Raw genomic sequence first — 18,283 nt, 5'->3', positions numbered from 1 at the left:
GGCGCCTAGAGGCGCATCCGGCCGCTGATCATCGGCAGGTCCAGGTAGGTGCGGATGCCGGGGGCGGCGCCGCACACGACCGGGACGGAGTTCACCGCGTGCGCGGACGCGGCGGAGATCGCGTTGGAGACCCACTCCTCACCGGCCGACAGCGTGAGCGGCGGCCGGCCGTCCACGCGCAGCGAGTACCCGGGCCGCCCCCACTCGTCGGACATCCGCGCGGCGTCGGCCTTGTGCACGATCTCGACGGTGATCACCGGGCGGCCGGCGGCGAAGCCGCTGAACGTCCAGCGGTCCGCGGCGACCGTGCCGCGCGGGATCGGCCCGGCGGCGGTGGCGAGGTCGGCGCCGGCGAGCCGGTGGTCGACGTCCACGTCGATCTCGTCGAGGTCGACGCCGAGCCCGGCGGCGACCAGGTGCAGGCTCTCGGAGAACAGCGTCCGCATCACGGCGCGGTTGGGCCGCAGCGCCCGCAGGTACGCCTCCTCGTCCTTGCCGAACCCGAGCACGTCGTGGACCATCCGCCAGGACGGGTGCCGGGCGAAGTCGGAGCACTCGCGGGCGTAGACGTGGGTGATCCGGCGCGACAGCCGCGACAGCACCAGCGGCATCACGTCGGCCATGAAGCCGTGGCTGACGCCGCTGCCGTGCACCGACACGCCGCCCCGCTTGCATGCCTGCTCCAGCTCGTTCACGAAGAGCGGGCCGTGCGCCTGCGGGTAGACCAGTCCGGTGAGGGAGACCAGGTTCTTGCCGGACGCCAGCAGCGCGCAGATCGTGTCCAACTCGGCGAACCGGTCGTGCTTGGGGGTCGGAGCGTAGAGGACGCAGTCGGCCTCCAGGGCGAGGATCTCGCCGAGGTCTCCGGTCGCGGCGACGCCGACCGGGTCGCGTCCCGCGAGGGTCCCGGCGTCGACGCCCACCTTGGCCGGGGTGTGCACCCACGCGCCGGCGAGCTCCATGTCGTCGCGGTCCAGGACGGCTCGGATCGCGCTGCGCCCGAGCGCGCCCGTCGCCCACTGCACCACGCGGTGGCGGCGGCCGGACGCGGACGCGGTGTCGAGGCTCATCGCACGGGACCTCCGTTGCTCCTCGCGACGTCGACGAGTGAGGAGACTACGCGGTGGGCGCGGGGTGAATTGCGGCGATCGGCGCAACTTCCCCCCGCGTCCCATCGTACGCAGGACTGTCGCGGCGTCCAGGCGGGAAGGAACTCCGGGGGCCGCGGCCGAGCGGGATTCGGTTTAGTGGTACCACTGGGTAACCCCTTGATGATTACCTGGGGGCGTAGTCGGTGCGATGTGAGGAGACACGAGATGTCGGAACTGCGCTACGACGGCCGCGTGGCGGTCGTGACCGGGGCTGGCCACGGCCTCGGCCGGCAGCACGCGCTGGAGCTCGCCGCGCGCGGCGCCAAGGTCGTCGTCAACGACCTCGGCGGTGACCGGTCCGGTACCGGCGCCTCCGCCGGCCCCGCCCAGGAGGTCGTGGACGAGATCAAGAAGAACGGCGGCGAGGCCGTCGCGAACCCCGACAACGTCGCCACCCCCGAGGGCGCGCAGGCGATCGTGAAGACCGCGCTGGACGCGTTCGGCAAGGTCGACATCGTCGTCAACAACGCGGGCATCCTGCGCGACAGGTCGTTCAAGAACATGTCGGTCGAGGAGTTCGACTCCGTCATCGCCGTCCACCTGCGCGGCTCGTTCCTGGTCTCCAGCGCCGCCTGGCCGCACCTGCGCGAGCAGGGCTACGGCCGGATCGTGAACACCTCCTCGCCCGCGGGCCTGTTCGGCAACTTCGGCCAGGCCAACTACTCCACGGCCAAGATGGGCCTGGTCGGGTTCACCAAGACCCTTGCCCAGGAGGGCGCCAAGTACAACATCAAGGCCAACGCGATCGCCCCGGTCGCCTGGACCCGGATGACCGAGGACCTGCTGCCCGCCGACTTCGCCGACAAGCTCGGCGTCGAGCAGGTCACCCCGCTCGTGGCCTACCTCGTGCACGACTCCAACGAGGACTCCGGCCAGGTCTACACGGTCGGCGGCGGCCGGATCGCGAAGATCTTCGTGGCGGAGGGCCCCGGCTACGGGCAGAAGGAGACGCTGTCGGTCGAGGACGTCCGGGACAACTGGGCGGCCATCGGCGCGGCGGAGCCGCTGACGGTGTTCGGCAACGTGGGCGAGCAGATGGGCCCGCTGATCCAGCAGCTCACGTCCTGAGCCGTTGAGCGGGATCGAGCTCGACCGGCGGGACGGGGTGCTCACGATCACCCTGTCCCGGCCGGAGCGCCTGAACGCGGTCGACGGCGCGCTGACCGAGGAGATGCTGGACGTCCTCAACGGGCTGATGCGCGACCCGTCCACCCGGGTGGTCGTGCTGACCGGCGCGGGCCGCGGCTTCTGCTCGGGCATGGACCTGCAGGGCGGCGACCCGGGCGGCGCGACCGGTGAGGGCCGCGTCCAGCGGCTCTACCGGGGCATCGCGCGGGGCGGCGAGGTCACCGCGCGGCTGCGGGAGATCCCGCAGCCGGTGATCGCGGCGCTGCACGGCCCCGTCGCGGGCATGGGCGTGTCCTGGGCGCTGGCCTGCGACCTGCGGGTCGCCGACCCCACGACCCGCTTCGTCGTGCCGTTCGTCGACCTCGGGCTGTCGGCCGGCGACTGCGGCCTGTCCTGGCTGCTGCCGCGCCTGGTCGGGCCGGCGAAGGCCGCGGAGATCTGCTACCGGGCGCAGCGCCTGGACGCGGCGCGCGCCGAGGCCCTCGGCCTCCTCACCGAGACCGCCCCCGAGGGCGGGGACCTGGCCGCCGCCCAGGCCCTCGCCGACGAGCTGCTCGGCAGGTCACCCTACGGCCTGAGCCGTACGAAGGAACTGCTCAACGCGTCCCTGGACGTCCCCGGCCTGCGCCGGCAGCTCATGGCGGAGACGGCCGTGCAGACCCTGGCCTTCTTCAGCGAGGACCTCGCCGAGGGAATGGCGGCCACGCTGGAGAAACGCCGTCCCGAATTCAAGAATCGCTGAAGGTCGGCGGCCCTGCCAGGGGTGTTCGGGGGCACCCCCCGAACAAAGGATGCCGAGACCGGCCCAAGGGGGGTGCACCCCCCTTGGGCTAGTCGGCGAGCGCGGTGGAGAGCGCCTCGACGTAGCGGAGGGCGGCCAGGCGGGCCAGGGCCGGGTGGGCGCCCAGGGGCGCGGAGTGGGCGGAGCCCACGGTGGCGGCGGCCGCGGCGATCAGCGCGGCCTCCGGCTCGGGCCCGATCAGGTGCGGGGCGACCGCGATGGACGCCGCGCCGGCCGCGCGCAGCTGCTCGTAGGCGGCCTTCACCGACGCCTCGTCGTTCAGCGAGGCGGTGAAGACGGGGGCCGCGAGCCGGGAGGCCAGGAGCACGCCGGTGACCTCGGCCTGCCGGACGGCCGCCGCGCCGCCCGGAGTGGCGACGATCACACCGGACGCGGCCGTCACCATCGTCATCAGCCTGATCCGGTCGGCGCGGGCGAGCCCCGCGTCGGCGAGCCGGTCGTGCAGCGCCTCGGCGATGAGCGGGTGCGGGCCGAGCGGCTCGGCGGCGACGGTGCGCACGGGCGAGGCCGCCACGGCGGCGCGCACGGCGGCGTCCAGCGCCGGGTCGGGCCCGGTGGACAGCGGCACCACCACGGCCGCGAGCTCGTCGCCCTGCTGCCGGATCCCGGCGAGCACGGCGTGCAGGCTCGCCTCGTCGCCCTCCAGGTGCGCGACGTGGGCCGGCTGCCCGGTGTGCTCCAGCTCGACGAGCCGGGCGAGTTCGGCGGCGAGGTCGGTGCCGGCCCGCCGGGCGGGTCCGGGGACGGCGAGGACGAGCGTGGGGGATCCGGGGGGCAGCAGGAAGGATTCGTCGCCGCGGTGACGGCCGCCGCGGGGTGTGCGGCGCCGTCGCGACGGCAATGCCTCGGATGCCTGGCTTTCGGGACTCACGGCGGGCATCGTAACGCCCTCAGGCCCAGGAGCCGTCCTCCCGGCCCGGCCGTCGTCGTTGCCTGTAGGAATCGTGGATCTCCTTCCCGGACCGGTCGCGGCGCGAGCGGTGGTGAAGAAGCAGAGTATGGCGCATTGTCGCGGAGCGACAGGGGGAAATGAAGCAAATTGTCCGGATTTGCCGCTATCCTCTTGTGTCGGGTTCCACAAGATCGTCTTGCCTCCGCACATCGCCGCAGGTGGCAACGAATTGCGTCAATGCGGCCGAATGCCGTCAAAGGGGTTGCGGCGGCGTCGCGGGCGGCCTTTATGATCCAGGGGCCCTCCGTGCCGGAACGTTCGAGGTCACATGAAATCCCCCCGTAGGCGGTCGATCCGCTCGAAGGTCACCGCGCTGCTGCTCGTGCCGCTGCTCTCGCTCGTCGCGCTCTGGGGATACGCCGCGATCGTCACCGGCCGCGACGCGCTCGCCCAGCGCCGATACCACACGCTCGACCGCGAGTTCGCGCCGAGCGGCCAGGGCGTCCTGGTCGAGCTGGGCAAGGAGCGGCTGGCCTCGGCGGTGTTCCTCAGCACCCCGCGCAGGGTCGCCGGCGGAACCTCCGCCGCCCTGCTGTCGCAGCGCTCGCGCCTCGACGCGGCCGTCGAGAACTTCCGCCGCAAGGCCACCTCCGGCGCCGCGCGCAGCGCCACCAACGCCGAGATGGAGTCCCGCGTCGGCGCGGTCCTGCGGGCGCTCGGCGGGCTCGGCGGGCTGCGCGCCGCGGTCGACGCCCGGTCCGTCGACCGGTTGGCCGCGGTCAACGGGTACGGCACGATGGTCGACAACATGCACCGGCTCTACGACAGCCTCGTGGCCATCGACGACTCCGCGCTCTACGACTGGACGCAGTCCACCCGGCACGCCGGCCGCGGCATGGAGCTGCTGCAGCGCGAGAACGCGCTGGTCGCCGGCGCGTTCATCACCAAGGGCCGGATGACGGCGGCCGAGCACCGGTTGTTCGTGGAGATGGTCGGCGAGCAGCGCTGGCAGTGGACCAAGCAGCGCTCGCTGCTCGACCCGGTGGTCTACCGGACCGGCACCGCGCAGGTCTTCGCGTCCCCGCAGTACCAGGCGTTCACGGCGATGGAGGACCGGGTCGCCGACGCCGATCCGCGCCGGCCGATCCCCGTCCAGCCCGGCGAGTGGCAGCGGACGGCGCAGCCGCTCGTGCTGTCGGTCAACGCGATGGTGCTCGGCAACTCCAGGCGTGCCGGGGAGCACGCCGACGACCTCGGCCGCGAGGCCTACCTCCGGCTCGCCGCCGTCGGCGGACTCGGCCTGCTGGCCATCCTGCTGTCGGTGCTGCTGTCGCTGCGGTTCGCGCGCGGGTTCGTCCGCGAGCTGGTCGGGCTGCGCGGCTCGGCCGAGGAACTGGCCGAGCAGCGGCTTCCCGGCATCGTCGAGCGGCTCGGCCGCAACGAGAGCGTGGACGTCGCCGCGGAGGCCCCGCCCCTGCACGCCGGGCGCACCGCCGAGGTCGCCCGGCTCGCCGAGGCGTTCGCCAAGGTGCAGCGGACCGCCGTCGACGCCGCCGTCGGCCAGGCCGAGATGCGCGCGGGCGTCAGCCGCATCTTCCTCAACATCGCCCGCCGCAACCAGTCGCTCCTGCACCGCCAGCTGACGCTGCTGGACGGCCTGGAGAGCCGCGCCGAGGCCGACGACCTGGAAGACCTGTTCCGCATCGACCACCTCACCACCCGCATGCGGCGGCACGCCGAGAGCCTGATCATCCTGTCCGGCGCGACGCCGGGGCGCGGCTGGCGGCGGCCGGTGCGCTTCGCCGACGTGCTGCGCGCCGCCGTCTCGGAGATCGAGGACTACACCCGCGCGACCGTGCTGACCGACTCCGAGGACGGCCTGGTCGGCGCGGCCGTCGCCGACGTGGTGCACCTGCTGGCCGAGCTGATCGAGAACGCGGCGGTGTTCTCCCCGCCCAACACCGAGGTGCGGGTGATGGCCGAGCGCGTCGGCATCGGGTTCGCGGTCGAGGTCGAGGACCGCGGCCTCGGCGTGAAGCCGGAGCAGCTGGCCGAGGCCAACCGGCGGCTCGCCGAGCCGCCCGAGTACGACCTGGCCGACACCGACCAGCTCGGGCTGTTCGTCGTCGCGCGGCTGGCCGCCCGCCACGACATCTCCGTGACGCTCCAGCGGTCCCCGTACGGCGGCGTCACCGCGATCGTCCTGTTCCCGCACGAGCTGGTGGTGCCGGCCGAGGAGATGGCCGCCGGAGTGGCGCCGCCCGCGGACGCGCCGCACGACGAGACCGCTGCCCTGACCGGGACCGCCGTCGAGGGCGCCCCTGGGTGGGGGCCGACGATCATGGCCGCGCCGGTCCCCGAGGGGGTCGTTCCGCTCCGCGACTCCGGCGCCCCCGGGGAGCTCGCCGCCCTTCCCGCGGACGACCCGCACCAGGGGCGGCGGAACGCTCCAGGGCACCTGGAGGGCGCCGGCGGCCGGCTGGAGGCGCCGCCCGCGCTGCCCGCGCTCACCGGACCCGCCGCGCCGGCCGCGACTCCGGCGCCGGCCGCGACTCCGGCGCCCGCCGAGGATCCGGCGCCCCCCGCGCCCGTGGCACCGTGGGGCGTCCCGGATGGGCCGGCGGCCGCCGCGCCCCCGCGTCCCGCCCCGAACCCCTGGTCGGACGACGCCCACACGCCGGCGGCCGAGGGCCCCGGCGGCGCCGTCCACGAGGACCCCGCCGAGGCCGCCGGTGAGGACTGGCAGCCCGCGGGGACCCACGCCGGGTTGCCCCGCCGCGTCAGGCAGAGGAACCTGGCCCCGCAACTGCGCAAGAGGCCCCCGTCGCCTCCGCCGACCGGCGGAACCGCGACCGGGGCCGTCGCACGCTCGCCCGAGGAGGCACGCTCGCTGATGGCATCGATACAGCAGGGATGGCGGCGCGGACGCGCGTCCGACGTTGGGGATGAGGGGACCCGATGATGCACAACACCGTGACCGGTGAGTTGAACTGGCTGCTCAACGACTTCGCCCAGCGGGTCACGATGGTGCGGCAGGCCGTGATCCTGTCGCGCGACGGGCTGGCCGTGGCCGCGTCCAACGAGCTCGCCCGTGAGGACGCCGAGCACCTGTCGGCGCTGGCGTCCGGCGTGCAGAGCCTCGCCCGCGGCGCCGGGCGGCACTTCGCGGGCGGCAACGTCCGGCAGACCATCATCGAGATGGACGCGCTGCTGCTGTTCGTGACGGCGGCCGGCGACGGCACCTGCCTGGCGGTGCTGGCCGAGGCGGAGGCCGACGCCGGACTGGTCGCCTACGAGATGGCGGTGCTGGTCAAGCGGGTCGGCCAGCACCTGCAGGCGAGCCCGAGGTTCGGGGCGGAGGCGGGCGGCCAGGGATTCGGAGGCGCCGGGGGGTCCGCGCCACGGGGCTTCTGACCGATGACCCCGCCGGGAGAGCGCTGGCTGGACCGCGACGCCGGACCGCTCGTACGCCCCTACGCGATGACCCGGGGACGGACCCGTCCCGAGGGTGCGGGCTTCGAGCTGATCGCGGTGGTCGCGGCCACCGGCGTTCCCCCGGGCGACCGGCTGCGCTACAGCCCCGACCACGCGCGGGTGCTGCGCGGCTGTACGCGGCCGGTGACGGTCGTCGACCTCGCGGCCGACCTCGGCCTGCCCATCGGCGTCGTGCGGGTGCTGCTCGGCGATCTGCGGGACAAGGGCCTGATCGCGGTGGTGGACGAGGCGCGCCCGGCCGAGGGCCGGCGGCCCCCGTCCGGGGTGCTGAGAGAGGTGCTCAATGGACTCCGCGCACTATGACCGGGCGCCGGGCGGGCCTGGCTTCGCGGCCCGGCCGCTCGTCACCACCAAGATCCTCATCGCGGGCGGGTTCGGCGCGGGCAAGACCACCCTGGTCGGCTCGGTCAGCGAGATCCGCCCGCTGCACACCGAGGAGCCCCTGACCGACCAGGGATCCGGGGTCGACGACGTGGCCGGCGTCGCCGCGAAGGCGACCACGACCGTCGCCATGGATTTCGGCCGAATCACGCTGTCGGACCAGCTGCTGCTCTACCTGTTCGGCACCCCCGGGCAGGAGCGGTTCTGGTTCATGTGGGACGAGCTGGCGGCGGGCGCGATCGGCGCCGTCGTGCTCGCCGACACGCGCCGGCTGACCGGCAGCTTCCCCGCGATCGACTACTTCGAGCGCCGCGGCGTCCCGTTCGTGGTGGCCGTGAACTGCTTCGACGGCGAGCGGACGCACCGGCCGAGCGACATCGCCATCGCGCTCGACCTGGACCCCGGCGTCCCGGTGGTGCTGTGCGACGCGCGCCGGCGCGAGTCGTCCAAGGAGGTGCTCGTCGCGCTGATGGAGCACGTGCTGAGCTGGCCGGACGAAGAGGATGAGGCACCCGGCGGCCGGAAGGCCGATCATCGTGAACCCGCGACGTAGTAGGCTCCCGCACACCCCCGTACTCCACGCATCGGGAGGTTTCCCCGCATGTTCCGCCCCCCAATGCCGACCGCGACACACGTGAGCAGGGTCCGCCAGCCGTGACGGGCCCCCGTTTCTCCTCCATCCGGGCGAGGATCAGCCTGCTGGTCCTCGTGCCGCTGCTGGCCCTCGCCTCGCTGTGGGTGTTCCTCACGGGCTTCACCTACGGCGACGCGCACCAGCTGCTGCAGAGCCGTGACTTCCAGGAGAAGACCGTGCTGCCCACGCAGCACTTCATCGACGCGCTGCAGAAGGAGCGGCGGCTGACGATGGCAGAGCTCGGCGGCGCCCGCCCCGACCTCGGCGTGATGCGGACGCAGCGCCAGACCACCGACGACGCGGCCGAGAAGGTCCGCGAGGGCGCGCGTGACGAAGGTCTGCGGGGCTCGATCCTGCCCCTGGTCGTCGAACGGCTGGATTCGTTCGTGGAGCGGATCGACACGCTGCGCGGCGTCCGCCAGAGCGTGGACCAGCGCGTCGCCGACCGCGAGCGCGTGCTGCGCGGGTACAGCGACATCATCGACGCGGGCTTCGCCGTGTACAACGCGACCACGCCGGGGGACGGGTCCATCACCGCGCACGCCCGCACGCTCGCCTCGTTCGGCCGCGCCCGCGAGTTCATGGCGCGCGAGGACGCCCTGCTGACCGGCGCCCTGGCCGCCGGGCACATCACCTCCGCCGAACGCGGCCAGTTCGCGCAGCTCGTCGGCGCGCAGCGGATGCTGTACGCCGACAACGCGCCCAACCTTCCGCACGACGACCACGGACGCTACGAGCGGCTCGCGGCGTCGCCGCCGTTCGTCCAGCTGCGGGCGCTGGAGGACCAGGTCATCCGCGGCGCCGAACCGCCCCGCGCCGCCGTGCGCAAGACCCGCGAGACGGGCGCCCAGCCCGCGGGCGCCGGCACCGGGCAGGCCGCCGCCCGCGCCCCGCACGCACCGGTCATCGAGCCCGCCATCTGGCGGTCCCTCGCCGACACCACCAACGGCCGGCTGTTCGAGCTGGAGAACGAGATCCTCGACGACGTCGCCGACCACGGGCAGCACATCGCGATCGGCGCCTTCACCCGCCTCGGCCTCGCCGGCGGCGTCGGCCTGCTCGCGATCGTGCTGTCGGCGTTGCTCGCGGTCCGGGTGTCGCGGCGGCTCCTCCAGGAGTGCCGCACGCTCGCCGCAGGCGTCGTGGACTTCACCCGCACGCGGCTGCCGCTGATGGCCGAGCAGGTCCGCGCCGGCGCCCCCGTCGAACCCGAGGCCGCGGCCGCGGCCGAGCTCGACTACCGCATCACCGAGATCCGGCAGATCGCCGAGTCGTTCGACCGCGCCCGCGAGGCCGTGCTCCTCGCCGCCGAGGGCGAGGTCGCGGCGCGGCGCGGCATCAGCGAGGTGTTCGTCAACCTCGCGCGCCGCAACCAGGCGCTGCTGCACCGGCAGCTCAGCCTGCTCGACACCATGGAGCGCCGCACCGAGGACCCCTCGGAGCTGTCGGACCTGTTCCGCCTCGACCACCTCGCGACCCGCATGCGCCGGCACGCCGAGGGCCTGGTCATCCTGGCCGGCAAGACCGCCGGGCGCGGCTGGCGCCGTCCCGTCCCGCTGGTGGACGTGGTGCGCGGCGCCGTCGCCGAGGTCGAGGACTACCCGCGCGTGCGGGTGCAGCCGCTGCCGCGGGTCTCGCTGCTCGGCTCCGCCGTCGCCGACGTCATCCACCTGCTCGCCGAGGTGGTGGAGAACGCCACCACGTTCTCGCCGCCGCAGTCGCCGGTGCGGGTCAGCGGCCACGGGGTCGCCAGCGGGTTCGCGATCGAGGTCGAGGACCGCGGCCTCGGGATGACCGAGGAGGCGCTGCGCCGGGCCAACGAGCGGCTCGCCCGCCCACCCGAGTTCGACCCCTCCGACAGCGCCCAGCTCGGGCTGTTCGTCGTCGCCCGGCTGGCCGAGCGGCAGGAGATCACCGTCACGCTCCGCCCGTCCCCGTACGGGGGGACGACGGCGATCGCGCTGATCCCGAGCTCGCTCATCGTGGAGAGCGCCGAGCCGGAACCGGCCGCCGTGCGCCGCGCCACCGGGCCCATGCAGAAACTGCCGAGCCCCGCCGCGGCGCTCCCCGCGGCCGCCCAGCCCGGACGCGGCGAGTCCGGCGGCGTCGTCCGCCTCGTCGCCGAGGCCGAGCCGTACCGGCCCGAGCCGGCGCGCCCGGCCGAAGAGCCGGCGCCCGCGGCGCCCGTGCGGGCCGCGACGCCGCCCGCGCCCGCTCCGGTCGAGGCGCCGCCGCCGGAGCCGGCCCCGCCCTCGCGGGAAGGTGAGCTGCCCCGGCGCAGGCGGCAGCAGCACCTGGCGCCCCAGCTCAAGGAACGGGTGGACGCGCACCTCGCCGCGCAGGGGCAGGCTCCGCCGCCCGCTCCGGAACCGGCCGCGCCCCCGGCGCCGCCCGCCCCGGAGCCGGCCGGCATGCCGCTCGCCGCGCCCGTCCCCATGGACGCTCCCGCGGACGAGACCGGCCGCGACGCGGCCGGGACCGTTCCCACGGGCGATGACCCGGACGACGGCGCCGCCCGCTCGCCCGAGTCGATGCGATCGATGATGTCGGCCATGCAGCGCGGCTGGCAGCGCGGCAGACAGGACGCGGCCGACGCGGAGGCCGCGGGCAACGAAGGTGACCAGGAGGACGACGCCCCATGACACAGCCCCAGCACTCCGGCGCGGAGGTCCCGGGCGGAGCCGGAGGTGAGCTCAACTGGCTCCTGGACAGCCTCGTCCAGCGGGTCGCCCCGGTGCAGAACGCGGTGGTGCTGTCCAGCGACGGGCTGCGGATCGCCGCGTCCAGCGGGCTGGCCCGCGAGGAGTCCGACCACCTGTCGGCCGTGGCGGCCAGCTTCCAGAGCCTCGCGCGCGGGGCCGGGGAGTCCTTCGGCGGCGGGCCCGTCCGGCAGACGATCGTGGAGATGGAGTCGTCGTTCCTCTTCGTCACCGCCGCCGGCCGGGGCGCCTGCCTCGCCGTCCTCGCCGACGCCGAGGCCGACCTCGGGATCATCGCCTACGAGATGGCGATGCTGGTCACCCGGGTCGGCCAGCACCTGTCGGCCAACCCGCGCGTCGCCGCGGCCGAGCCCGGCGGAGTGTGAGGTGGGCGGCACGGCCTGGTACGACGACGCGGCGGGCCCCGTCGTGCGCCCCTACGCGCTCACCCGAGGCCGGACGCACTACGACGGCGTCGAGTTCGACCTGGTCGCGCTGATCGTCGCGGCCGACCCGCCCGAGCCCGCGGAGGACGCCCACGCACTTCCGGCGACCCCATGGGCGCCGGAGCCGGAACATGACATGATCCTGGAGCTTTGCCGCACCCCGTTGTCGGTCGCCGAGATAGCGTCGGATCTGGAACTTCCCCTCGGGGTCGTCCGTGTCCTGCTCGGCGACCTGCTCGACCACTCGCTGATACAGGTCCGGCGCCCAGCGCCGGTGGCGCAGTTCCCCAGCGAGCGCGTACTCAAGGAAGTGATCGATGGAATCCGTGCGCTCTGACGCGGCCGCCCAGCAGGGCGACTCGGCGCTGACGGTAAAGATCCTCGTCGCCGGCGGTTTCGGCGTCGGCAAGACCACCCTGGTCAGCGCGGTCAGTGAGATCCGCCCGCTGCGCACCGAGGAGGCGCTGACCGAGAAGAGCATCGGGGTCGACGACACCACCGCCGTCGCGTCCAAGACCACCACGACCGTGGCGATGGACTTCGGGCGCATCACCCTGCCCAACGGCCTGGTGCTGTTCGTGTTCGGCACCCCCGGCCAGGACCGGTTCTGGTTCATGTGGGACGAACTGGCCAAGGGTGCCCTTGGAGCGGTCGTCCTCGTCGACACCCGGCGCCTCGCCGACTGCTTCGCCTCGGTCGACTACTTCGAACGCCGCGGCGTCCCGTTCATCATCGGGGTCAACCGCTTCGACGGCGCCGGGCAGCACTCGGCCGACCAGGTCCGCGACGCGCTCGACCTCGCCCCGGAGATCCCCGTGATCTCCTGCGACGTCCGCGACCGCGAGGACGCCAAACGCGTCCTCATCAGCCTCGTCGAACACATCATGCGAACCATGAGCACCGGAAGGCAGACTGTGTCTTATTAGCTTTTTTCTCCTCCTTCGGGCCTGGCGGCCCTCCATCGTCGATAAAAGCGGGCGATCGCTGGCATCGCTCCGGCTCGCCTTGCGGCTCGCTTCGCGATCAGGTTCTCGCAAGCTCGAACCTGCCTTCGGACGCGATCGCGAGTGTTGGGGTTGTCGCGGGGTTGCGGTGGGGTTGAGGTCGGCGTGTAGGTGCGGTGCGGGCTGGTGTCGGCTGTGTTTATTGCAGTGCCCTCCTCCTTCGGGCCCTGGGGGCCCTCTGTCGTCGGGGACTGCGGGCGATCGCTGGCATCGCTTCGGCTCGCCTTGCGGCTCGCTTCGCGATCAGATTCTTGCTTCGCTTGAATCTGCCTTCGGACGCGATCGCGGTCCTGGAGGTTGTTGCGGGGTTGCGGTGGGGTTGAGGTCGGCGTGTAGGTGCGGTGCGGGCTGGTGTCGGGAGGGGCGGTCAGTGTCGTTTAGGTAGGCGTTTGGTGGGGGGCGGCCCCGTTCGGTGCGCTGGGCGTGCTGGGCGGGGTCGTTGCTTGTGGGCGGCTTTGTCTTCTGAGTGGGGAAAGTTTGGAGTTTTCGGGGGAAAGGTCTTCTCTTGGCGGCGAAAGCGGGTTACGGTCTCGGGCATGAGACCGGCGTCACACGGGGCCGGGCCTGATCCCGAGAGGACGGCGTGATGCGCATGTCGGCTCGCCCGCAGAACGTGCACCAGGCACGCCTGCTGCGGCTGCTGCGTGACGAGGGGCCGCGCTCGCGCGCCGAGCTGGGCGACGTCGTCCGGCTGTCGCGGTCCAAGCTGGCCGTCGAGCTGGACCGGCTCGTCGAGCTCGGCCTCGTGGAGGGGGCGGGGCTGGCGGCCTCGCGGGGCGGGCGGCGGTCGGGGATCGTCCGGCTGTCGCCGCGGCTGCGGTTCGTCGCCTTCGACATCGGGGCGACCTCGATCGACGTGGCGGTGACCGACGGCGCGCTGGAGGTCCTCGGGCACGTCAGCGAGCGGTGCGACGTCCGGCAGGGCGCGACCGTGGTGCTGGAACGGGCGCTGGACCTGCTCGGCAAGCTGCGCGACGAGGGCCTGATCCCGCAGGTGCACGGGACGGGCATCGGGGTGCCCGGGCCGGTCAGCTTCCGCGACGGCATGCCGGTCGTCCCGCCGATCATGCCGGGCTGGGACCGGTTCCCGGTGCGGGACGCGATCGGCCAGGAGCTCGGCTGCCCGGTGCTCGTCGACAACGACGTGAACCTGATGGCCCTCGGCGAGCTGCACGCCGGGCTCGCCCGGTCGGTGGACGACTTCCTGCTCGTGAAGATCGGCACCGGGATCGGCTGCGGCATCGTGGTGGACGGCGCCATCTACCGCGGCGTGTCCGGCAGCGCCGGGGACATCGGCCACATCCGGGTGGACGACGACGGCCCGACCTGCGCCTGCGGCAACGCCGGGTGCCTGGAGGCGTTCTTCGGCGGCGCGGCGCTCGCGCGGGACGCCGAGGCGGCGGCGCGGTCCGGCCGCTCGCCCGCCCTCGCGGCCCTGCTGGAGGCCCACGGGGAGCTGGCGGCCGAGCACGTCGGCGAGGCCGCCGCGGCCGGCGACCCCTCCGCGGTGCAGATCATCCGGGAGGGCGGCCGGCACGTCGGCCAGGTCCTCGCCGGGCTGGTCAGCTTCTTCAACCCCGGCCTCGTCATCATCGCGGGCGGCGTCGCGGGCCTCGGCCACGCGCTGCTCGCCGAGATCCGCAGCGTCGTGTACCGGCGGTCCGCGCCGCTCGCGACCGGCAACCTCCCGATCGTGCTGTCCGAGCTCGCCGGCGCCGCCGGCGTGGTCGGCGGCGCCCGGCTCATCAGCGACCACGTCTTCTCCGCGTCCTGACCCCTCTCCGGCCCCTGAGGAGGCCCGATGGGCTCGCCCGAACCCGAACCACTGCTGCGGATGCGCGGCATCGTCAAGCAGTTCCCCGGCGTCCGCGCCCTGGACGGCGTCGACCTCGACGTCCGCCCCGGCGAGGTGCACTGCCTGCTCGGCCAGAACGGCGCCGGCAAGTCCACGCTCATCAAGGTGCTCGCCGGCGCGCACCAGCCCGACCGGGGCGAGATCGTGTTCGGCGGGGCGCCGGTGCGGCTCGCCGGGCCCACCGCCGCCATGCGGGCCGGGATCGCCACCATCTACCAGGAACTGGACCTGGTGGACGGCCTGTCGGTCGCCGAGAACATCTTCCTCGGCCACGAGAGGGCGCGGCTGGGCTTCACCCGCCGCGGCGAGGCCGAGCGGGCGGCGCGGGAGCTGCTCGGACGGCTCGGCCACGGGGAGATCCCGCCGCGCCGCGAGGTCGGACGGCTGCCGGCGGCGGGCAAGCAGGTCGTCAGCATGGCCCGCGCCCTGTCGCATGACGCCCGCCTCATCGTGATGGACGAGCCGTCCGCCGCGCTCGCCCACGACGAGGTCGCCAACCTGTTCCGCATCATCCGGGAGCTGACCGCCGCCGGCGTCGCCGTGGTGTACATCTCGCACCGGCTGGAGGAGATCCGCGAGATCGGCGACCGGGTGACGGTCCTCAAGGACGGCCGGTCGGTCGCGGGCGGGCTGCCCGCGCGCGGCACCTCCACCGACGAGATCGTGTCGCTGATGACCGGCCGCGACGTCGAGTACGTCTTCCCGCCGCGGCCCGAACCCGAGGACGGCCGCCCCGAGGTGCTGCGGGTCGAGGGGCTCACGCTGCCCGGCGCCTTCGAGGACGTGTCGCTCACCGTCCGCGCGGGCGAGATCGTCGGGCTCGCCGGGCTGGTCGGGTCCGGGCGCTCGGAGATCCTGGAGACCGTCTACGGGGCCCGGCGCGCCGCGCGGGGACGGGTGCTCGTGGACGGCCGCCCCGTCCGCCCCGGCGACACGGGCGCGGCGGTGCGGCGCGGCATGGGCATGGCGCCCGAGGAGCGCAAGAGCCAGGCGCTGCTGCTGAACGAGACCGTCGCCGCGAACGTCAGCGTCGCCTCGCTGCCGCGCTACGCCTCGTTCGGCTGGCTCAGCCGCCGCCGCGAGCTCGCCGACGTGCGGCGCCAGATCGCTTCGCTCGACATCCGGCCGCCCGACCCGCGGCGCCCGGTCGTGACGCTGTCGGGCGGCAACCAGCAGAAGGTCGTGCTGGCCCGCTGGCTGCTCGGCACGGCCGGGCTGCGGCTGCTGATCCTCGACGAGCCCACCCGCGGCGTGGACGTCGGCGCCCGCGCCGAGCTGTACGCGGTGATCCGCGAGCTGGCCGGGCGCGGGATCGGGGTGCTGCTGGTGTCCAGCGAGGTACCCGAGGTGCTCGGGCTCGCCGACCGCGTCCTCGTCGTCCGGGAGGGGCGCGTCGTGCACACCGGCGACGCCCGCGACCTCGACGAGGGCGCCGTGCTCAACATGATCATGGAGGGGAGTGCCCTGTGACCGGCACCTTTCACTCCGGAGGGTCGGCCCCCCGGACCGAGAAGAACGCGGGCGAGCGCGGCGGGGCGCCCGCCCGACCGACCGGCAAGAGCGGGGGCGGGGGGCCGTGGCGCCCGTTCGCGCGGGGCGGCGCCGCGGGGAGCCGCGAGATCCACCACCTCGGGCTCGTCGCCGCGCTGGTGCTGCTGGCGGTCGTCGGCCTGGTGACCGAGCCGGGCAACTTCGCGACCTCGGGCAACGTCGTCGGCATCCTCGCGCTCGCCGCCACGATCGGCGTGATCACCGTCGGCCAGACATTCGTGATCATCGGCGGCGGGATCGACCTGTCCGTCGGGTCGGTGATGGCGCTGGCGTCGGTGTGGGCGACGACCGTGGCGACGCAGTCCTACGGCCCGGTGGTGATGGCGCTGTGCGCGGTCCTCGTCGGCACCGGCGCGGGCGTCGTCACCGGGCTGCTGATCTCCTACGGGCGGCTGGTCCCGTTCATCGCCACCCTCGCGATGCTCGTCGCGGCACGGGGGCTGGCGCAGCGGATGTCGGACCGCAGGACCCAGCTCGTCCGGCCGGAGAACGACGCGATCGAGGCGCTGTCCACCACCAAGGTGCTCGGGCTGCCGCTCGTCGTGTACATCTTCGCCGCGGTCGCCGCCGCCGGGTGGCTGCTGCTCAACCGCACCACGTTCGGCCGCCGGACGTTCGCCGTCGGCGGCAACCCCGAGGCGGCGCGCCTGGCCGGCATCGACGTCCGCCGGCACACCCTGAAGCTGTACGCGCTGTCCGGGTTCTGCTGCGGCATCGCCGCGCTCATCATCATGGCCCGCACCACCACCGGCTCCAGCACCCACGGCGACCTGTACGAACTCGACGCGATCGCCGCCGTCATCATCGGCGGGACGCTGCTCACCGGCGGGCGCGGCACCGTCGCCGGGTCGATCCTCGGCGTGCTGGTGTTCACCCTCATCACCAACCTGTTCATCCTCAACGGCCTGCAGACCAGCGACCAGCTGATCGCCAAGGGCGCGATCATCGTGATCGCCGTGCTGCTGCAGCGCCGCGGGCTCCGCTCGCCCACCTGACCTCCGCTCGTCACCGCCCGACACCCACCCCACGTCCGGCGCCGCGCATCCCGGGGAACGCGCGGCGGGGGACGCCCCATCCCTTGATCATCAGGAGCACGTCATGCGTGACCAGAGCCCCCGTCCCACCCGCAGAGGCGTCCTGTTCGGCGGCGCCGTCGTCGCGGCGGGCAGCCTCGCCGCGGCCTGCACGAGCAACAGCGAGAAGGACGACCCGAGCCCGGCGGCGCAGGCCGGGTCGCTCGCCGGCGACAACGACAAGCCGGGCAAGCAGGTCACCATCGGGTTCTCCGCGCCCGCGGCGGACCACGGCTGGATCGCGGCGATCGCCAAGAACGCCGAGGGGCAGGCCAAGAAGTACAAGGACGTGACGTTCAAGCCGGTCGAGCCGACCAACGACATCAACCAGCAGATCTCCGCCGTCGAGTCGCTGATCCGAGCGAAGGTCGACGTGCTGGTGATCCTGCCCAACGACGGGGAGCAGCTGAACCAGGTCGCCCGCAAGGCGATGGACGCCGGCATCCCGGTCGTCAACCTCGACCGCGTCTTCCCCGACAAGCTGTCGTACCGGACGTGGGTCGGCGGCGACAACTACGGCATGGGCGTCTCCGCCGGTCACTACGTCGGCAAGAAGCTGAAGGGCAAGGGCGTCTCGAAGCCCGTGATCGTGGAGATCCAGGGCATCGCGACGCTGCCGCTGACGCAGGACCGCAGCAAGGGCTTCGCGGACGCGCTGAAGTCCTACGGCTACACCGTCACCGCGAAGCAGGACGCCAAGTTCACCGTGGAGTCCGGCAACCAGGTCGCCTCCAACCTGCTGCAGGCGCACAAGAAGATCGACGCGTTGTGGAACCACGACGACGACCAGGGCGTCGGCGTGCTCGCCGCGATCAAGCAGTCCGGCCGCAAGGAGTTCTTCATGGTCGGCGGCGCGGGCTCGGCCAACGCGATGCGCGAGATCAAGTCCGGCGGCGGCGTGCTGGAGGCCACCGTCACCTACCCGCCGACGATGGCCGCGTCCGCGATCAAGCTGGGCCGGCTCATCGCGCAGGGCAAGGGCATGGCCGACCTGGTCGAGCTCCAGGTGCCCCAGTCGATCACGCTGGCCTCCGAGACGGTCGCCAAGGACAACGTCGACACGTACATGCCGCTCGGCTTCGAGTCCTGAGCGGCGGGGGCGCCCAGCGAGGCGCTGTGCGGCGTCACCTCGTGAAGCGGGATCCCGTGCGCCGCGGCCGTGTCGCCGATGG

16 protein-coding genes are annotated in these 18,283 nt (G+C 73.6%); 14 read left to right on the top strand and 2 right to left on the bottom strand.

The window, feature by feature from the left end:
- Positions 1–5: 5 nt before the first annotated feature.
- Positions 6–1,070: a dihydrodipicolinate reductase gene (locus AB0H37_RS28225; RefSeq protein ID WP_360616319.1), complete on the bottom strand. Its 1,065-nt coding sequence runs from the start codon at positions 1,068–1,070 to the stop codon at positions 6–8.
- A gap of 246 nt (positions 1,071–1,316) precedes the next feature.
- Between AB0H37_RS28225 and AB0H37_RS28220 the strand changes: the two genes are divergently transcribed.
- On the top strand, positions 1,317–2,219 hold the full coding sequence (locus AB0H37_RS28220) for an SDR family oxidoreductase (RefSeq protein ID WP_179833167.1): 903 nt from the start codon (positions 1,317–1,319) through the stop codon (positions 2,217–2,219).
- 4 nt (positions 2,220–2,223) lie between these two features.
- A complete protein-coding gene (locus tag AB0H37_RS28215; protein WP_179833168.1) occupies positions 2,224–3,021 on the top strand; it encodes an enoyl-CoA hydratase-related protein in 798 nt (265 codons plus the stop codon).
- Positions 3,022–3,109: 88 nt separating this feature from the next.
- Here the strand turns inward: AB0H37_RS28215 and AB0H37_RS28210 are convergent, their stop codons facing one another.
- Positions 3,110–3,952, bottom strand: coding sequence for a CbiX/SirB N-terminal domain-containing protein (locus AB0H37_RS28210; RefSeq protein WP_329094324.1), 843 nt, complete (start codon positions 3,950–3,952; stop codon positions 3,110–3,112).
- A 349-nt stretch (positions 3,953–4,301) separates the two neighbouring features.
- Between AB0H37_RS28210 and AB0H37_RS28205 the strand changes: the two genes are divergently transcribed.
- From AB0H37_RS28205 to AB0H37_RS28150, 12 genes are all read left to right on the top strand, one after another.
- Entirely contained in the window at positions 4,302–6,935 is a 2,634-nt protein-coding gene (locus AB0H37_RS28205; RefSeq protein ID WP_360616318.1) for a nitrate- and nitrite sensing domain-containing protein, read from the top strand.
- Positions 6,935–7,387, top strand: coding sequence for a roadblock/LC7 domain-containing protein (locus AB0H37_RS28200; protein WP_179838456.1), 453 nt, complete (start codon positions 6,935–6,937; stop codon positions 7,385–7,387). The genes AB0H37_RS28205 and AB0H37_RS28200 overlap by 1 nt, the downstream gene beginning before the upstream one ends.
- Before the next feature lie 3 nt (positions 7,388–7,390).
- Positions 7,391–7,771 (top strand): DUF742 domain-containing protein, encoded by a 381-nt coding sequence (locus tag AB0H37_RS28195; RefSeq protein ID WP_179833171.1) that lies wholly within the window; start codon positions 7,391–7,393, stop codon positions 7,769–7,771.
- Positions 7,752–8,402 (top strand): ATP/GTP-binding protein, encoded by a 651-nt coding sequence (locus tag AB0H37_RS28190; RefSeq protein ID WP_179833172.1) that lies wholly within the window; start codon positions 7,752–7,754, stop codon positions 8,400–8,402. The genes AB0H37_RS28195 and AB0H37_RS28190 overlap by 20 nt, the downstream gene beginning before the upstream one ends.
- Before the next feature lie 101 nt (positions 8,403–8,503).
- Positions 8,504–11,125, top strand: coding sequence for a nitrate- and nitrite sensing domain-containing protein (locus tag AB0H37_RS28185; protein WP_360616317.1), 2,622 nt, complete (start codon positions 8,504–8,506; stop codon positions 11,123–11,125).
- Positions 11,122–11,568: a roadblock/LC7 domain-containing protein gene (locus AB0H37_RS28180; RefSeq protein WP_179833174.1), complete on the top strand. Its 447-nt coding sequence runs from the start codon at positions 11,122–11,124 to the stop codon at positions 11,566–11,568. The genes AB0H37_RS28185 and AB0H37_RS28180 overlap by 4 nt, the downstream gene beginning before the upstream one ends.
- Before the next feature lies 1 nt (position 11,569).
- Complete coding sequence (locus tag AB0H37_RS28175) at positions 11,570–11,965, top strand: DUF742 domain-containing protein (protein ID WP_179833175.1); 396 nt, start codon at positions 11,570–11,572, stop codon at positions 11,963–11,965.
- On the top strand, positions 11,946–12,554 hold the full coding sequence (locus AB0H37_RS28170; RefSeq protein WP_179833176.1) for an ATP/GTP-binding protein: 609 nt from the start codon (positions 11,946–11,948) through the stop codon (positions 12,552–12,554). Before AB0H37_RS28175 ends, AB0H37_RS28170 begins: the two co-directional genes overlap by 20 nt.
- A 664-nt stretch (positions 12,555–13,218) precedes the next feature.
- The gene (locus AB0H37_RS28165) at positions 13,219–14,406 is read left to right on the top strand and encodes an ROK family transcriptional regulator (protein WP_218935025.1); all 1,188 of its coding nucleotides are present in this window, start codon (positions 13,219–13,221) and stop codon (positions 14,404–14,406) included.
- Positions 14,407–14,433: 27 nt separating this feature from the next.
- Entirely contained in the window at positions 14,434–15,957 is a 1,524-nt protein-coding gene (locus AB0H37_RS28160) for a sugar ABC transporter ATP-binding protein (RefSeq protein ID WP_329094321.1), read from the top strand.
- Entirely contained in the window at positions 15,954–17,033 is a 1,080-nt protein-coding gene (locus tag AB0H37_RS28155; protein ID WP_229810483.1) for an ABC transporter permease, read from the top strand. Before AB0H37_RS28160 ends, AB0H37_RS28155 begins: the two co-directional genes overlap by 4 nt.
- A 103-nt stretch (positions 17,034–17,136) precedes the next feature.
- Positions 17,137–18,201: an ABC transporter substrate-binding protein gene (locus AB0H37_RS28150; RefSeq protein WP_179833178.1), complete on the top strand. Its 1,065-nt coding sequence runs from the start codon at positions 17,137–17,139 to the stop codon at positions 18,199–18,201.
- The last annotated feature ends 82 nt before the right edge of the window (positions 18,202–18,283 follow it).

The sequence above is a fragment of the Actinomadura sp. NPDC023710 genome, assembly GCF_040639875.1.
Lineage (GTDB): Bacteria > Actinomycetota > Actinomycetes > Streptosporangiales > Streptosporangiaceae > Spirillospora > Spirillospora citrea.
The sequence above is the reverse complement of the archived record's forward strand: the minus strand, read 5'-3'. Positions and strand labels throughout refer to the sequence as shown.

What these genes read in the sequence shown, in the direction of transcription:
- AB0H37_RS28160 (WP_329094321.1), top strand. Translation starts at nt 14,434, where the DNA reads ATGGGCTCGCCCGAACCCGAACCACTGCTGCGGATGCGCGGCATCGTC.
- AB0H37_RS28220 (WP_179833167.1), top strand. Translation starts at nt 1,317, where the DNA reads ATGTCGGAACTGCGCTACGACGGCCGCGTGGCGGTCGTGACCGGGGCT.
- AB0H37_RS28190 (WP_179833172.1), top strand. Translation starts at nt 7,752, where the DNA reads ATGGACTCCGCGCACTATGACCGGGCGCCGGGCGGGCCTGGCTTCGCG.
- AB0H37_RS28225 (WP_360616319.1), bottom strand. Translation starts at nt 1,070, where the DNA reads ATGAGCCTCGACACCGCGTCCGCGTCCGGCCGCCGCCACCGCGTGGTG.
- AB0H37_RS28150 (WP_179833178.1), top strand. Translation starts at nt 17,137, where the DNA reads ATGCGTGACCAGAGCCCCCGTCCCACCCGCAGAGGCGTCCTGTTCGGC.
- AB0H37_RS28205 (WP_360616318.1), top strand. Translation starts at nt 4,302, where the DNA reads ATGAAATCCCCCCGTAGGCGGTCGATCCGCTCGAAGGTCACCGCGCTG.
- AB0H37_RS28180 (WP_179833174.1), top strand. Translation starts at nt 11,122, where the DNA reads ATGACACAGCCCCAGCACTCCGGCGCGGAGGTCCCGGGCGGAGCCGGA.
- AB0H37_RS28195 (WP_179833171.1), top strand. Translation starts at nt 7,391, where the DNA reads ATGACCCCGCCGGGAGAGCGCTGGCTGGACCGCGACGCCGGACCGCTC.
- AB0H37_RS28200 (WP_179838456.1), top strand. Translation starts at nt 6,935, where the DNA reads ATGCACAACACCGTGACCGGTGAGTTGAACTGGCTGCTCAACGACTTC.
- AB0H37_RS28170 (WP_179833176.1), top strand. Translation starts at nt 11,946, where the DNA reads ATGGAATCCGTGCGCTCTGACGCGGCCGCCCAGCAGGGCGACTCGGCG.
- AB0H37_RS28165 (WP_218935025.1), top strand. Translation starts at nt 13,219, where the DNA reads ATGCGCATGTCGGCTCGCCCGCAGAACGTGCACCAGGCACGCCTGCTG.